Origin of the sequence: Bacteroides nordii (assembly GCF_019930665.1) — a bacterium.
GTDB classification, from domain to species: Bacteria; Bacteroidota; Bacteroidia; order Bacteroidales; family Bacteroidaceae; genus Bacteroides; species Bacteroides nordii.
The window spans coordinates 4,942,705-4,960,723 of the sequence record NZ_CP082886.1 but is presented as its reverse complement, the minus strand read 5'-3'; the positions used below and the strand labels follow the sequence as shown (position 1 = coordinate 4,960,723).

The following is an 18,019-nucleotide window of genomic DNA, read 5'->3' as shown; positions in this document are numbered from 1 at the left end:
TCTTTAAATACCCCTGATTTTATACCATTATTATAATATATTTCTCTTGCCTATATTTACCATTATCCACCCAAAGTCCTTCTTTTTGTTCTGCATTATTAAGTTGATTTATTGGGTTTATACTATTTTCTTGAGAGAAGGCATTAAAAAAGAATGATATTGATAAAAATAAATTAAGCATTTTTTCCATATTTATCTTTTTATAAATAAAAAAATCATACTTAGCACCATTTATACCTTGATTCCGGAACTTCTTATAAGGTTGCGGAATCAAGGTTTATTCATCTTTTATTTCAAGTTGCTCCAATTCATTGGAGTACCTTTCTACATCTTCAACTGTATTAAACATCGGAGGCTCTAATAAAGAATATGCTTTCTTTATTTTTTCGCATGTAATGTATATTTTCTTCTTTTGATACCAGTCTTCTATTGCCGCTATTGTTATAGAATTTACGACAACATTATGTGGGTCTGAAATGAATTTACCAGACAACAGTGATATTACATACAAAAACTTAATGCTATTTCTCTCTTGCACAACCACGTATTTCGAAGAATCTTTCACCAACTCCTTTAGCTTCATAAGATTCGTTCTAAATAATGAATCTATATTAATGTCACAACACAAATTACAACTATTGACATTAATAATACTAATGATATTAAAAAACAAAACAATAATTATAGTTCTCATGATTCAAAATATTAACGTCTTATACCTATTACATTCCCTGAATTATTTACATATATTATAACGGTTTTAAGGGTATTTCCTGTTGCCGGATCTAATATTGGAACACTCAATTGTCCACTAACCAAAAATCTATTTATTGGGTCTACATAACTTCCTGTTACCATCCGCTCTGCACCAGATGCTTTCAAATGCGCTACTGTAGGTGTTTGACCTTTAATCTGGACGCCATATTGCTCTATGGTTTCATGTAATAAAGCACTTCCTTGATTTATGTCAGTCCCATTCCCTAAAACTTGGATATCTCTTATATCAATAGTACTTGTATTGACATCTCCAATAACAACTGATGTGCCATTAGCAACATTGATTGTTGTCATACCATCTGTTCCACTAATCACCTTATCCAATGCAGAATAGTAAGCTTTTTGCTCTGCAGTCATTTTATTAGGATCAGTCCCTGCAACAGGAGATATTGACATTTTTCCGGTAGCATCGGCTGAAGTAGTATAAAATCCACCTAATCCTAAATTGTATGTACTGGCAATCGCTTGTATATCTAACGCATTGCCTGATAGTATTAAACTATCTCCTTGCAAATCGACATATCTTATAGGATTATTCGCACAATACGCATAGGGAGAAATTGAATAAATGCATATTTTCATCTGCAGTTAGTTCTTCTTTCATGTAAAATTTCCCTTTTCTTCTTTTATGTATATGTATTGCAAAACACTATTTTGTTAAGCTATAAAAAGCATTGGAGATTTGTGAACACTTATATTAAAGTGTTGCCCTCTATACTCACCTGGAATATCCAAAATATCTCCATAATACTCTATAGTCATAAAAGTAACTAAAAATGTATTTAATTCCACTTCTTCAGCAAGCTCTCCATTCATTCTAACAGCTATTTTATGATTACCAGATGTCGTTTTAGCAGAATATCGTTTATACCAATGAAATCCGTTTTCAATTTCCTCATCTATGATTTTAATTCCGTCTATAAAAATCTCCAATTGGGCAGGATCCACCAAAGATTCATTAGCTATATAAAATATCAAGTTTCCTTCATATTTTACTTTATAATACAATTGCTGTAAAATGCCACACACAAGTATCCCTAAAAAAACAATAAAAAATATTCTCTTTAGCTTTCTCATATAAATTCAAATTATTCTGTATAAAACGGATTAAAATTAGTCCATACCCCAAAACTGGACCGAGTACGAGAAGGAATTCTTTTGCTAAATACACCCGGAAAAGTTTCTATTATCGAATTATACTCTGCCAAAGCTTCTTCCCCCATACCTAATGTGTCTGCCCTAAAAAATTCAATATGGACGTATTGATTAGGAAAAAGAAAAACTTTATTTTCCTGATCAATGTCCGCTTTTTTAGATGATATATTAATTTTATGAAACCCATATCTTAATTTCTCATTGAGTATAGTAGGGAAAAAAGGAGAACTATGCAAAGAATCATCGAGAACTAATTTATCATCAATTTTCAGTTGAACATCAATAACCATAGGAGAATAAGAATAATCTCCTACATAAATATTGGTACTAACTTTTATAGAAAAGAAAGATATGACTAAAAGAATCCCAAACAATATTACTACAATATTTTTCTTCATAAAAATTACCTCCTTCCATAAATATCTACCACCCTTCATGAACTATAGTTTAGAATAAAGAGTTATCTTTCTTCCTACACCTTATTCATATTGCAGAGCAAAATAAGTTATTGAGTATAAAATGGATTAAATTTACTTTCTATTAAAAACTCAGGCTGACGATAACCTGGCATTTTCTTTATAAGTAATTTTTGTGAAACATCTACTGAATCATTCCCTTCTTTAAATACTTTCTTTTTCAAGGTTAATATATCGGTTCCAGAAAATCCAACAAAAATGTACTGGTTAGGAAAAAGTAAAATTTTACTTTTTTGATTAATATCTGCTTTCTTAGACAACACATCAATTTTATGTACCCCATATCTTAACTTCTTACAGATTATGGTAGGGAAAAATGAAGAGCTACGCAAAGAGTCCTTAAAAATTAGCTTATCATCAATTTTCAGTTGAATATCAATGGGTGTGGAAGAACCAGAGTAGTTCCAAACATAAATATTGGTATTAACTCTCATAAAAAGGAGAACAAAAAAAGACACAATGAAAAGCCCCCCAAATAGTTTTATTACAATATTTTTCTTCATAAAATTACCTCTTCCTATATTTTGTATTCCAATTCAGTAAACTTGTTATAGTATATACAACACCTGTTTCAGAATCATGTACATAAGGATATGGCTCCTTCTCATATCTCTTCAAATAGTTTGGTCCACTATTTATTTTACTTCGCACATTCATCATTGTAGACCTTTGCCCTGATGTAACATTCATTCCACTTCTAATTGGTACCATTAAATTATTTAAACCTGTAGCGGTACCATGAGTTAGTCCTGCAGCATGTCCAAATTCATGTAGGGCAGTCTGAATATTATTTGAAAAAAACGTATTAGAGAACCAATTATCATTTGTATAGTCGCTTGATGCTAAGTTTATAACTTTTCCCCCTATCATGTTAACTGCTCCTCTTGCACTCTGTCCATCAGCATCACGGAGAACAAATAAATGATCTGAATCCATAACATCATCCATTGAGCTAACTGCATCCAACTGGACATCTGTTTGCAAAGTATAAGTTTGTCCTTCAAATTTAAATACTCCACTAAATACATCTGAAATACCAGAAGCAATATCCGAAGCAGCCCGATTTACGTTAATACCATCACTTGAACTATCAATAATCTTGCCTGTCACATGCATTGTAACTATATCTTTATCAATAGTATACCAGATACTATCTCCATTTAAATCAATCGCATTTATCGGATTATTCGCACAATACGCATAGGGAGAAATTGAATAATACTTTTCACAAAGCGGATCAACACTCACAAAACTTAACCTATAATTGGGATCATAAAACCGTTTCCCATAATCATACCAACCCAAACTATGCATCGTTTCTTCTTTTTTCCCAGTATATGTATACGGATCCTTGAAGGGAACAACCCACGATATCCAATTATTCATTGCCTTTCCAAAAGGATAATAACTAAGTGCCTTCCGACATCCTTCAGAAGGTCTATTATCTAAATATTCCTCAGCGATATTTATTCTGGCACTTCCCTGGTGATCTTTTATGATGTAATAATAATCATAGAAAGCAACCAAACGCCCCCTTATCGTTCTATACGTAACCTGCACATACCCATCCGGAAGGAGAATCTTATCTAACTTCCCATTGACATAAATACTATTATCACAATAGACAGTGCTATCTGAATAAATAATATCATTATCTACATTTGTATTTAATACACCAATCGGAGATAAAATATTATTAGTACCCGTTGCGTAAAGAGCCCTTAACTTCGTACCATCAGTAGCATATGTATAAGAGATCACTTTTCCGGCATCTTGTTTACCATAATAAATTTGTTGAGGCAAATTTAAATAATTATAATCTATATTTTGCAAATTGCGGTTATTATCTCTAACCAAATTCCCATTTAAATCATAAAAGCATTCTTCCGCATCATGCACTTCATCTTCGAAATTATTTATATACTGTGCATTCTCCGTCGCTTCTATCGACATCAATTGATTTCCATTATATTGGTATGTCAAGTCATCCAAAGAACGTACGTTATACTCACGAGTATATCCCAAACGTTGTAGATGAGTTATATTACCATGTTTGTCATATTCATATTGCACATCATACAGAGGTTTTCCATCATACTTTTGATAATCAACTATCTGACTTGCTATTTCATCATTCGCGGTATGTTTTGCGCTCACAAGTCGGTCTAACTTGTCATAGGTATATGTATAAGTATGACGAAAATCAATATTGTCACAATACCAATCAGTACGCTCAATATTACCTCCATTAGTCAAAACGTAAGTTTGATTATATAAATCATCAAACTGAATGTTTGTCAACTGATTGCGCATATTATAATCATACGTCGTTTTACATTTTTCCGTATACGATTTTTCTATTACTCTGCCATATTCATCATAAGAATTACGACATAATAAACGTTCTTGCTCTGACTTCAACTTGTGTTTACACTCAATTAAACGTTTGCCCGCATCATAACTATATGTATACAATTCTTCATAACCAAATACTGTATTAGTGGGATCATTATGGCTATGTATTTTACGCAACATATTGCCTACATAATCATATTGATAATAATAACAATCATACCCGCCCATGTAATTATTCGTACGGCTTTGAACAAGACGCCTCTTATTGTCATAATACGATGCATTTATAAATAACTTGTTATCATCTCCTATTATTTTTTTCAAACTACCTGTCTGTAGTCCGTTGAAAGATAAATGTGCAACTTGTTCATCAACATATTGCATACCATAACCTTCTCTCGGTTTATAAGTTAGGGAATCAATATACTCTTCAAATAAATTCAGAAAACTGTAATCGTCATAATAATACACCTCATGTATATCTTTGGTAGCTATATCTAAGCCTGTACTATTTGAATATCCATAACAACGGCTATTACCATTATAAATTTCATAAGTACCCTGATAACTGTTGGTTTCCCAATCAAAATTCGGGGCAGAAATCACTCCCCGCATAATTATTCGATTGTATTTATCATATCGATAAAATTCTACCAAATCCTTTTTTCTTAACTCTCCATTATCCGAAAAAATTAAATTCCCATGAATATCATAAGTCATATTAATTTCTGCACATCCTGGAAGTTTCTTATAATTACATCTATTTCTTGAATCATACTTATAGACATAAGCATATTTCCCCAAGACATTATCATTTTTCATCTCAAAAAAGCCATCGGTAGCTGATGTCAATTCATCGGCAGCTAAAGGAGGAAGTACAAAGCGAAGCTTATTATGTTCGTCATATACATAATAAGTATCTATGTATTCATCCCCGTTAACCCTCCTCTCTAAAACCAAATTACCTAACTTATCTGTAAAGATATACATTTCATGCCCATCTTCATTATTAGTGTATTCAACATATAAGTCATGCCGCTTGTATTTACCAGTTTTCTTTAACCTATTGTTTTCAACCCTAAAACAGACGGCAGACAATAAAGCTGAATTGTCATTAAATAAATATTTCTTTTCTATACCTTTACGTTCGTGCCATTCTAAACCAACTCCCCAGGTTTCTATTATACGACTTAAAGAAGAAGGTTCGTAAATAACCTTTGTATAAGGTTCATCTATATCTCTGTCAGTCCATGCACCACTTTGTATAAAATTACCATTATTATTAGAAAATGGTAAAGGCATCCATTCCCTATAAACACGCCCCATCCCATCATAATCTTTACAAGTAACCAAATCCCCCTGAGTACATGTCACATTTTTATAAATCGTTTGCGTCTCTCTACCAAGCCCATCGTAGTAGTTTATAACATCTAAGTTTTGAGTACCTGCTTCATCCAAAAAAGTAGTAGATACTATGTAATTTTGCGAATTGCTTTGTGAAAACAAATCTTGAACAAGCATGCTAATTACGCAAAATATTATAATCTGTTTATACTTTTCCATAAGTTCACAATAATTAATTAGCTATTCTTCTATGATGATATTTATAAGCATTCACTTTATTATGATTTTCATCAGACACCGAGATTAAACGTCCTAATGTGTCATATTCATAATACAAAGTATGATTAGCTATATCCGTCTCTGTCAGAACCCCAACACAAGGTTTATATGTATAACTTGTTATTCTGGCTCCCTTCAACTCCTTACGCAATAATTCAATTTTTGACAAATCCGGAGAAGGTTGAGCTGCATAACTTTCAAGCGTACCCGTAATTGCTTCTACCTCTGCTTGTGTCGCATTCTCGATTATAGCAACCAGATATTTATAATTATATCCCCACAAATAGACTGTTTGAAGGCCATTAGCCTGTTTCGAACAAAGAATATTTCCTCTTGAATCACATTGTGTATTGTACACATCAGCCTGAAAATTATCTGAAACCGGATCATAACTTTTTGCTGATGAATATAAATATGGAACTTCATTTTCAAAACGATATTCTGTCCGAACTTTCTCAACTAATGAAGAATTTTTCCACTTCACTTCTTCAATAACAGGAGCAATAATATGTCTATTAAACATTTTTACAAAAACATCATTTTCATTAGAAGAATTCCCATCCACAAAATCCTGAGGATACTTATATTGAGTTATCAAGTGGTCTCCACCACTACTTTCCACATCTTTCTCTACAATTTGATTATATTCATTATATTTATACTTTATGCACTGCTCAATAGGACTTTCAAAATTCCCTGAAATCAGATAATCATATCTCCGTTCCTCTACCAGCAAATTCGAGACAGAATATTTGTTACATGCAGAAAAAGAGCCAAATAACCATCTGGCATAATTAATTTGTATAGCAGGAATCTCTCTCATTTTTAGAGCCATAACAGTATCAGCATTCATACATTTATAGGAATACCTAACAGTCTGTACCAATCTGTCATTTCTATCATAAACATCTTTAGCCAACAATTTACCTCTTTTATGCGCCTGGCTATCACGAGTCCCTGCATCACCGGAAATATTCGTCCAGCAAAATGTTGGTTCTAAATCCGGATAATCATCAAAATTTGAATAATGATAGGTGGTATATCCTTGCTGTGTTCCTTGTCCATTTGAAATAATCTCTGTTACTTCTGAATATCCTACCGGACTACCATCTGTTAATTGGGTGGTAGAAACAGGTATTGACCACAAAGCCTTACCACCATTTTTAGTAAATGCATATTCAAAAACAGGTTTACAACCCAATACGCCACTGGATTGTGCAGTAAGTTCATCATACCCATTCCTATATCCTGCACTATAGACATAGTATGCTATTTTAGCAATCTTATCTTTATTTTCTTTATAGACCACACTTTTTATACGTAACCCTCCACACTTCTCATTCATTGAGGTAGATAAACCTTTATAAGAAACATTGAACCGATATGATTCCATAACCTGCGAAGGAAGTGAAAGCCCAACCTGACCAAAAAAGAACGCTCTATTATAAATACCTGTCGATAGCTTTATTGAATAAGAATATTCATTTGTCAGTCCTTCATCTACAAAATAAACATTTGCTTCAACAATACCAGTCACTTGTAATGTTTCACCATTCTTTAGTTCCGTATATTTTAATTCATCTGCATCTCCATATGCCTTTTGTACATGGAATAATCCCTTTTTATATTCAGAAAATTCGTAATACCGAGAATAATCATTTAACTCATATTCAAATTCAATTATCCCTCCGGATGGATATTCTATTGATTTTAGTATTCCCGTTTGAGTAGAACTCAAAGATGGTTGTTTTGCCAATGAGAAATAATGATTACCATTAGCATCATCTATACTTTCGGGAAGAAATTGAGTACAGTTCGCCTTGTAATATCCCCATGCATCTCTATTAGGCTTTAGTACCGATTCATCTGCACTATAACCAATTCGGCCACTATAATTAAACAAATAAGGAGGTAGCACAGTAGAAGAATCTGAACCATATTCTTGTAATTCCATTAAATAGTCACCTAAATAACTAAAAGTAAAACGCTTAATCGTTTGATTTAGTAACTTATCAAATACTACTATTTCATCTAATTTTTTCCAATTTTCTTTTTTTAGATTTCCCACACAGTCAGAGATATTAAAATCTATTTTAAGGTTATCACTTTCAATACTTTTCAAATAGTAATGTTCTATAAAAGTCGATGTAAGATAAGCCGCGTCACGAAACTCACCAAGAGGACAATTGGGAGAGACATACAAATATGTAACAAAAATGGAGTTATCTAAATAACGTTGCGTATACTGAAACTTTATTTCCCTTCCATTAGGTAATACTATTTTATTCAAATACCAAGCATTTGCATACGAAGGATTTTCATATACTTGCGACGATTCTATAAAATTAGTATTACCTCCATAATGAAATAAAGTACCGTCAGCCATGATAATTTTAATCTCACGAAACGTTGCACAGTAAGGAAACTCTGTTTTATCATCAAAATCAATTTCAACTTTTATATTAGGCTGTCCCACAACGTGTATTTCCCTATTTTTTCCTATAAAAAAATGCCCACTAATACCATTTGCTTCAAAATAAAAATCATCTGGTTCCTGATCATAAAAGGAATCCGACCCTCCGTGTTTCCCTATAAAATAATCATCATACTTTTCAACAAACTCATTTGAATTTGTGTTAAGCCAATCCAAATCATTTATTTTATCGGCACAATACAAATACCCTAAACCCGCAGGAGTTTCATCTGGTTTACCATTTATAACTCGAGTAATAACTCCTCCTACACTTAAATTCCAATTTCGCCCAACCCAACCTGCTCTCAGATCCGGCCTTGCGCCAGACATATTATAACCTAAATTAGCCAATAGATGAAATCCATTTTCTGTGTAATCAAATAAATTAATTGTCGGTTTAATCGTTCCGGTATGTAGACTAACCGGAATATTATCAACACACCCTAAATTTGCGGCATCCGGGCTTGGATTAGCGATTGGTGTAGTTTGCGCGTGCATCCGTATTACAGAAATAATCATCAATATATAAAAAACAAACTGTTTCATAACACTATTATTTTACAAATACCTTTTTACTATACGTTTTTTCATTTATAGAAAGTCTCACTACAAATTCTGTTTGTGCATACTGAGAGATATCAATACAAAAATTATATTTACCGGAATTTTGCTCTAATGATTTATCACGGAACAATAAACGCCCTTGAATATCAAAAAGCATCACATCAATAGTAGCCCCTTCAATACTATTATATTCCAGCAATATATTTCTACCTTCTTTATCTAAGAAAGAGTTGAAATCAACCATTTCTCCATCCAAAGTATTGATTGGAGGAGTTTTATCCGTTTTTTTAGCCAATTGTATTCCTATATCAACACCTTCCAATTCGTCTATTGGACAATAAAAAGCTGTACTAAAATATTTATATGGTTTCCCGGATTTATATACCGTATTCTTTACTGTCTCAAAAATAGGTTTACAATATCCTTCTATATACCACTCAAAAACATCCATTCTTATCAAATCACTATTATTGGATAGATAATTAATAATAGAATCCATTGGAGGCACCGAAAGTGAATCCAACTCTAAGAATATACCTGAATCGAACCGATATTGCATAATCTTTTCCGAATGCAATCGAATAACATTCGACACTGTATCACCAGAAGGAAGAATTAGTGTACCAAAAGCATCTGCACAGATATCTTTTTTCCCATAAATTTGTAAACCGACATGATTACTATAATCTCCAACCCCATAAAAATAACTCGAAATACTATCTCCATATCCAAACGGATATACTAAAGAAACTTCCGGAAGTAAGTAAGATACATTAGTAGTGGAATTTCTATATCCACACAGAAATAGAGTGTCATTATTTAATTTATAATTATAGAAAGTACGATGCTCATATTTAGAAATGGAGTTTAAACCCGTATCAAAATACTTGGAAGTATAATTTTGATTTATCAGTTTCCAGTTACTAAAATCCCATAATACATTTTGGCCTTTTAAACCACCATTGTCATTAGTACAAAATACTTGTTTCTTTACTTGTATTCCACTTTCGAGAATACAACTATTTTCCAGTTCTAATAATGTTTGAGAATATAATAAATTAGCTGGAAGTAATAATAATAGAAGGATAAAGTTAGAACTTATTGAATAAAACAAATTACAGCTAATACCCCTAAACAATCTACTCATAACACATAAAAATTAACAAATTCACAATCGATAACAAAAGAAATACACAAAAATTAAAACCGACTCCCAAAGGAGTCGGTTCCAATCAAAGGTTAGAAAAATTACGAAATCGAAAGGTTATCTAATTACAACCTTCACTGTTTTATCACTGATCTTCACAATATAACATCCTTGCTGATCAAGAGTGAAACGTGCCGATCCGTCTACGTCAACAGATTTAATAACCTGTCCGGCAACATCATATACCATAGCTGTTCCCACAGCATTTACAACAAATACGTCGTGTCCGGCTGTATAAACGTGTGCCTGTTCTGACTGATCTACTGTGGTTATGCCTACAGCGTCTTTATCAACTAAGTCAATATATACAGGTTCTCCCTCAGTAAGAGTCAGATCAATCTTTGTAGTTTTATCACTTTGTGGAGTGATAGTAACACCGTCTATTGCATCACCATTCAGAACCCACTCTCCATCCAAAACAATGCTGGTTTGTGTAGGAGTAGCTACCCAACCGTAAACATTATCCGCTTGCGGACGTAAGTTAGGATTAGAAATAGCCAATGAAAGCATCTTATCATTAACGCCGGGTTTCTCCATCAACAACATTTCTGAAGCAGTAGATTTCAGACGACCGAAGTTCAAACCGTCTACAGCTGTAAAGATAGAATAAGCTGTAACTTTGGCAGGTTTGTAAGCCAGCGCGTGAAGTTTTTCATTCTGAGCTTTTATCTCAAAAATTTCACCTCCCTTGTTAGCCATCTTAGCTGCCAGTTCTGCCATATCAGTTGCATTCGTTGCCGGAACAGCTACAAAGACATATTCTTTACCAGAAGTTTTTACACCATGATTAATATATGCTTTGGCAGCAGTTACAGTCACAGGATCATCTACATTATCACCGGTTTCATTCGGAGAACTTTGTTCACCATGCTTAATGATAATCGGATCATTGCCTTTGGGTACAAAATATCCGGTACCTTGTGGTGTAACCATCCATAAGTCTGCTGACGAATCATTTGTTTTAGTTTCCGCACCAGCTGCCATTGTTTCACCGTTTACTACCAGTTCACCACTTACTTCAGAGTCAATACCCTGGAATAAATTGGTTGCAGTAATCATGTCGTCACCATAAGCTCCAGATGCAGAGATATTGCTACCCAAACTGATCAACATTCCATCAAATGCATATACAGATTTCTTAAATGTCAGGTTGGTCGGTACAAAACGTAGACTACCCCAAGAATCATCCTGATCAAATTCAGCACCAAACATACCACAATCTTTCCATGCTAAAGCACCGGCAAAGTTGGTTGTTTTTGAATATTGATCAAAACGATCAGTCACATTCTTGTTAGGCATCATTTCTTTCCAGGAAGTATAATGTACAGTGGTTGCACCTGCTTCTACATTCCAATCCCATCCACCAGTCACTTTAGTACCAAGGCTTGCATTCTTTTTCGGGAAACCGGAGTTCTCCATTGCACCATCATACATCACTTCAAGAGTTCCGTGTGCCTGATAGCGACCGAAACGGTTGGTTTTACTATAGATTTCACCTCCCCAGAACTTAGTAGTCGGACAACGCATCGTAGCTACCCAATTATTCTGACGATAGATACCGGCAGGACTATAATTGAACTGATAGAATCCGTCTACATCAGCTTTATTGACTCCTGTATAGAAATCTTCCATAAAGAAGTAATTGTATTGAGCAGCCAGTTCAGCATCAATACCTGTACCAAGGATATCACCACCTGTTTCGATCAGCTTCTTAAACAAGTCTTTTTTGAATGTGATTTCAGTACCACCTATCAATGGATGACGTCCTGCCATGCTATTAGCAAAAAGATGGATATCATTTTCTGATTTAGTAGACATCATATACAATGTTACTACCGCTTTTTTGATACGTTCATAGGCATCTTTGTTAATACGGAAACTTGTACCTTTCAAATAGCTGATATATTCTACCCAAGTATTATATGCATACATATAATTATTATACTGCGTATTATGGTGGAACCCTGTACCGTCCGGTTTAAGGATATCATTACTACCTGGAGCATACTCACTTGCATTCTCCAACAATTGAGTCAGGCCTTTCAGATTTTCTACAGCCTCATTCTGATCAGCAGCATTGACTGCACATGTATACAGATTAGGCAAGAAGTTATAAATGTAGTCCGAACTAAATTGTGACAGGATATATTCCAGAGGAGCATAAGCTAAATTAAACTCGATCATCCATTTTACACCTTTCACAATTTCGGTTCTTTGTTCATCTGTATAAGCATTCATAGCATTGAGGAATCCAGCCGGAATGCCCTTCACATTCGTATAATCACTATAAGTGAGTCCACTAAAATTATACAAAATACCTTGATCAATGATCAGATCAACCAGATTATTGAATGCCGTCTTCACTTGCTGGTTATTGACAGATGCTGCCATAATCTCAATATCAGAAGATAACTCTTTCAAATAATCCAAAGTCAGTTCCTTAGGAGTTGGCATTACATTACCTGATACAGTACCATCGCTGTTTCTTACAATATTCATCGCAGACACTTTACTAAGCAATTCTCTGATTTTACCAGTATTTCCTACAGGTGTTCTCGCAAATTGAGGTTTCAATGTATTCAAATCTGCAATCTCTGCCTCTGTTGCTGTTCCTGGAACTACATCCGCACCGAAGTTGTATACTTTCAATAAGCGAGAATTGTCTGCATTCAGATATTCAGTATCCAATACCATCATATCGGGATACTGGCGTTTACTATCAACAACAGCATTAAAGTCTACATTATCAAGAAGAATCTTTTGTCCGTTACCTTCCTTAGCAGCATAGATAAAACGTACTTTCTTCACACTTGCATTCGCCTTATTAGCATATTCATCATATGCACGACTGAACTCACGCCAGCCTTTGAAATTTACCAGAATAGTAGCTTTCTTAACAACCTTATCATTAGCATCCAAGAATTCTGTGTAAATAGTATCATTATTAGCACTCGTACTATAAATATTGAAGAATGCAGCATTCTGAGGACTTACAGCCAAATTCTTATTGAACGGAAGTTCTAATGTTGCTTTATCAGCAGCATTCCAGCACAAAGCTTGTACTCCCTTCTTGAAATGTTCTTTAGTCAGACTAAGTTCACTACCGGTAGCTTTCCACTCTGAAGGTACTGTTGCTTCTTCAAAATCATACTGGATAATCAATTTCTGATCTTCTTCATCAATATCAGCTATCTTAGTAAAGCTCACATTATCAATATAAACCGTTGCATTTTCTTTGTTACCTAAGAAACAAATATTCATGTTAGTTAAATCAACGTCTGTAGCATTTTTAACAATACCCTGATCAAAGGTCCACTGATACATACTATTAGCTGTTTTTGATAGGTTAAAGTCAACATAATACTCTTTCCACGTACTAGTTAAAGTAAAGTTCTGCCAACATCCGTACCATTTTTGTGTCGGATCACTTGGTTTTCCAGTTTCTTTTATAAAGAAATTGTTCGTATTACTATTATCAGCATCCGTCGTACGTGTATAGATTCTCAATTGCCCACCATCATCTGAACGACCCAAGAAGGAGAAACGATAAATACCTTGAGGAATAGTTCCTTCAATACGTTGAGATAATACTGTTGTATACCAGGAGAATGTTTGTCCCGTGATAGCTACTACTTTTCCCTGAGTTGCATCGTCACTTACAGTAATAGTAACTGGTTTGGTTTCGTACTGTTGATCTTTATAAGCAACCCATTGCCCGAGAACCTTCGGTTCTTCCAATTGTAAGGTCAAATCCGGATTTGATTCAAAACCTGAATCTTTTACCAAATTCTCTCCCGGTTGATCGGGTTCCTCAGGATCCGATAAATCCTTCACAAGGATAAATGATACATTATCTATCAAGATAGTTTTATCTGCAACATCTCCCTGGAAACAAATACTGAAATTAGTTAAATCAATTTCATCAGCATCTTTTGCATCACTTAACGGTACACTATACATGCTGGTAATTGTCTTCGTAAGGTCAAATTCTACAGAATATTCTGCCCATTCGGTAGTTAAAGACGTGTTAAAATAAGAGCCATACCATTTTGATGCAGGATCAGACGGTTTTCCGGTTTCCTTAATAAAGAATTTCTGTACATCCTTACCACCAGCGTCAGTCAAACGAATAAAGACTTTTGCTTTACCACCATCTGCAGACTTACCCCAGAAAGAGAGTTTATAAATACCTTTTTTAGCTGTAGTCTCAATACGTTGTGCAAAGAATGATGTATACCATGAAGATGGTTTACCTGTGTAAGAAGCCACTTTACCTTTGGTAGCATCGTCAACAACCGCATAACTTATTGCAGCTTTTTCGTTAGCAGGATCTTTATAAGTCAACCATTCACCAAAAATAGCAGGACTTGCATCAAACGTTTTTGTAAAATCAGCATCATTAAAATCGGCATCTTTTATTAGATCAGTCGGTTCTTCAGGTTCCGGCTCAGACAAATCCTTTACTAATTCCAATTTTACATCATCTATTAAAATAGTTTTAGCTTCAATATCACCTTGAAAACAAATACTAAAATTAGTCCAATCTACCTCGTCTGCATCTTTAGCGTCACTTAATGGTACACTATACATACTAGCAATTGTTTTCGTAAAGTCAAATTCTACAGAATATTCTGTCCATTCAGTAGTCAATGATGTACTATAAAAAGAACCATACCATTTCGATGCAGGATCAGACGGTTTTCCGGTTTCCTTAATAAAGAATTTCTGTACATCTCCTCCTGCAGCATCCGTTAGACGAATATAGGTTTTTACTTTACCACCATCAGTTGATTTACCCCAGAAAGAAAGTTTATAAATACCTTTTTTCGCAGTAGTTTCGATTCGTTGAGCAAAGAAAGAAGTATACCAAGAAGATGGTTTACCTGTATAAGAAGCTACTTTACCTTTAGTAGCATCATCAACAACCGCATAACTAACCTCATTTTTTTCATTCTTAGGGTCTTTATAAGTTACCCATTCACCGAAAACTGAAGGAGTTGTATCAAAGGTCTTAGCGAAATCTGCATTATCAAAACCTGAATCTTTTATTAAAGCATCTCCCGGTTCTTCCGGCTGCTCCGGTTCTGACAAATCTTTCACCAGTTCAAGTTTAACATCGTCAATCAGAATATTTTTATCAGCATTTTCACCTTGGAAGCAGAGAGTAAAATTAGTTAAATCCACATCAGTTGCATCGACAGCATCGTTCAATGTCATATCGTACATAGTCTTACCGACCTTTGTAAAATCAAACTCTACCGAATATTCTTTCCACTCCGTAGACAAACTTTGATTATAGTAAGTACCACGCCATTTTGCAGTGGGGTCAGTTGGCTGATCAGTATACTTTATAAAATAAGTTGAACCATCAGTATCACTAGCCGTGGTAGTTCTAAAAAAAGCTTTCACTTTACCGCCATTTGCAGATTTACCCCAGAAGGAGAGCTTATAAATACCTTTTTTAGCAGTAGTTTCAATACGTTGTGCGAAAAAAGAAGTATACCAAGAAAGTGATCTGCCAGTAAATGAACCGACTTTACCACGGACAGGATCGGTTACCACTTCATAAGATACAGTATTGGTTTCTTTCGCATCTGTATAAGTAACCCATGAACCATATACACGCGGTTCATCAGTAAATGTTTTTGAAAAATCTGCATTATCAAAGCCAGAATCCTTAATCAGATTCTCAGCTGTAGCCAAAATTTCCGTAGTCTGAATATTCTCTTCATACCACGTTATTGCAGCCGGAGCAAACCACGCCGAAGCCAATCCGGCACAGCCCAGAAAGGACAGTGTTAAGAAAATGTTTTTCATAAATTTTATTGGTTTTGTGGAGAAGTTACTTTTAAAAAAGTAACTTCTCCGAATTATATTCTAACTAACAAAAAGCTATTAACGAGGATTTTGAGTGAATCCACAAGCTTGTACCTCTGCAGAAGGAAGGGGCATCAAATAGACATCTCTATTATTTTTAGTAACACCATATTTATCAATTCCCGCTTTCATGTCCGGATTGAGTTGATTAGCATCCCACACTTTTTCTGTCCTGACAAGTTGGAACCAACGCTTAAATTCACAGAAGAATTCCCAACCTCTTTCATCAAATACAGCTTTATCAAAATCTTCTTCACTCAAACCGGGAGTCAATGGGTTTTCAACACCACCCATAGCGCGTTTCCTAACATCATTAATACATTTGTAAGCCAATGTATTAGGAGTATGCTCTGCTTTATTCTGAGCCTCAGCATACATTAACAAAACATCTGCATAACGATAAATCGGAGTAATACCCAAAGACTGTGCAGAGCTCACACCACCATAATCACGATACTTATTAATAGCAGGAGACTTCATTGTAGTATTTTTATAACTGACTTTTCTTCTGTTAATTATAAATTCATCTATAAAATTAAACTCTTTACGTTCATCATCCGGATAGTTTTCATAGAAATAAGGATCAGCAACATAGTCAGACCAAGCTGCAGTAGACTCTTCAATAATAAAATATGATTTACCATAATTACTATACATGGTAGTAGAATGATTCAAAGCAAAAATATGTTCCGTATCATCACTTTTAGTAGCTTCTTTCCAAAGATCCTCATAATGTGGCAACAAATCATATCCACCCTTGTCAATTATCTCAAAAGCCTTATCTCTTGCATCAGCATAATACTGAGTTTGTTTCAGCGGCCAACCAGCCATTGTCAAATAAACCTCTGCCAAACAAGCTTTAGCAGCCCATTTAGATACTGTGGAATTAGGAGCAGTAGTACGCCCACGATTAGGCAATAGCATTTCAGCAAACTGCAAATCGGGAACAATCAGCTTTTTATAAATATCCTCTACTTTATTTCGAGTAATTGTTGTATTACCCAAGAAATCTTTCGCACATTTTGAATCAGTAAATGCAGGTACATCACCAAACCAACGGACTAAATTAAAATGAGCAAATGCTCTCATGAAATAAGCTTCACCCAAATATTGTTTTTTCTCCTCTGTAGTCATTGAAGATGTTGCCTCCAAACCCTCAATTAACTGATTACTTCCTTGTATAAGTTTATACATATTATCCCACATGGTCATAAAATCATTCTCCATGCTTCCCATATCAATATGTAATTGATCCCAATAAACACCACGTTTACTATAAGAACCACAAGCAACATCATCTGCCCCCAATCCCATCAATATGGTACGGCAATTGTATGCATAGTTACCTCCCCAAAGAGAAGTGTATAAACCATTTGTCAAACTTGTTACGTTCTCTTCTGTATATTCAATGTTCTCAGGTGTAGGAAAACTCAGAGGCTCCTGAGATAAATCTACACATCCAGCAAACAATATACCACTAATCCCCAATGTTATAATTAGTTTTTTCATACT

11 protein-coding genes are annotated in these 18,019 nt (G+C 34.4%); all 11 read right to left on the bottom strand.

Going from position 1 to position 18,019, the window contains the following annotated elements; translation table 11 throughout:
• Positions 1–19: 19 nt before the first annotated feature.
• Positions 20–190 (bottom strand): hypothetical protein, encoded by a 171-nt coding sequence (locus K8P02_RS19225; protein ID WP_155921393.1) that lies wholly within the window; start codon positions 188–190, stop codon positions 20–22.
• Between the two features lie 87 nt (positions 191–277).
• Complete coding sequence (locus K8P02_RS19220; protein ID WP_025866567.1) at positions 278–694, bottom strand: hypothetical protein; 417 nt, start codon at positions 692–694, stop codon at positions 278–280.
• 11 nt (positions 695–705) lie between these two features.
• Positions 706–1,359 carry an RHS repeat-associated core domain-containing protein gene (locus K8P02_RS19215; protein ID WP_025866566.1) on the bottom strand — a complete coding sequence of 218 codons (654 nt, stop codon included), beginning with the start codon at positions 1,357–1,359 and terminating at the stop codon, positions 706–708.
• A 75-nt stretch (positions 1,360–1,434) separates the two neighbouring features.
• A complete protein-coding gene (locus K8P02_RS19210; RefSeq protein WP_025866565.1) occupies positions 1,435–1,854 on the bottom strand; it encodes a hypothetical protein in 420 nt (139 codons plus the stop codon).
• Between the two features lie 11 nt (positions 1,855–1,865).
• Positions 1,866–2,330 (bottom strand): hypothetical protein, encoded by a 465-nt coding sequence (locus K8P02_RS19205; RefSeq protein WP_081768100.1) that lies wholly within the window; start codon positions 2,328–2,330, stop codon positions 1,866–1,868.
• Between the two features lie 107 nt (positions 2,331–2,437).
• Positions 2,438–2,911: a hypothetical protein gene (locus K8P02_RS19200; protein WP_025866563.1), complete on the bottom strand. Its 474-nt coding sequence runs from the start codon at positions 2,909–2,911 to the stop codon at positions 2,438–2,440.
• A 4-nt stretch (positions 2,912–2,915) separates the two neighbouring features.
• Positions 2,916–6,326, bottom strand: a complete 3,411-nt coding sequence (locus K8P02_RS19195; protein ID WP_223381705.1) for a DUF6443 domain-containing protein — start codon at positions 6,324–6,326, stop codon at positions 2,916–2,918.
• Positions 6,327–6,339: 13 nt separating this feature from the next.
• The gene (locus tag K8P02_RS19190) at positions 6,340–9,405 is read right to left on the bottom strand and encodes a hypothetical protein (RefSeq protein WP_223381698.1); all 3,066 of its coding nucleotides are present in this window, start codon (positions 9,403–9,405) and stop codon (positions 6,340–6,342) included.
• A 7-nt stretch (positions 9,406–9,412) separates the two neighbouring features.
• Positions 9,413–10,570, bottom strand: coding sequence for a hypothetical protein (locus K8P02_RS19185; protein WP_007483313.1), 1,158 nt, complete (start codon positions 10,568–10,570; stop codon positions 9,413–9,415).
• Between the two features lie 117 nt (positions 10,571–10,687).
• Positions 10,688–16,447 (bottom strand): DUF4627 domain-containing protein, encoded by a 5,760-nt coding sequence (locus K8P02_RS19180; protein WP_025866558.1) that lies wholly within the window; start codon positions 16,445–16,447, stop codon positions 10,688–10,690.
• A 78-nt stretch (positions 16,448–16,525) separates the two neighbouring features.
• Positions 16,526–18,016 carry a RagB/SusD family nutrient uptake outer membrane protein gene (locus K8P02_RS19175; RefSeq protein WP_025866557.1) on the bottom strand — a complete coding sequence of 497 codons (1,491 nt, stop codon included), beginning with the start codon at positions 18,014–18,016 and terminating at the stop codon, positions 16,526–16,528.
• Positions 18,017–18,019 lie beyond the last annotated feature (3 nt).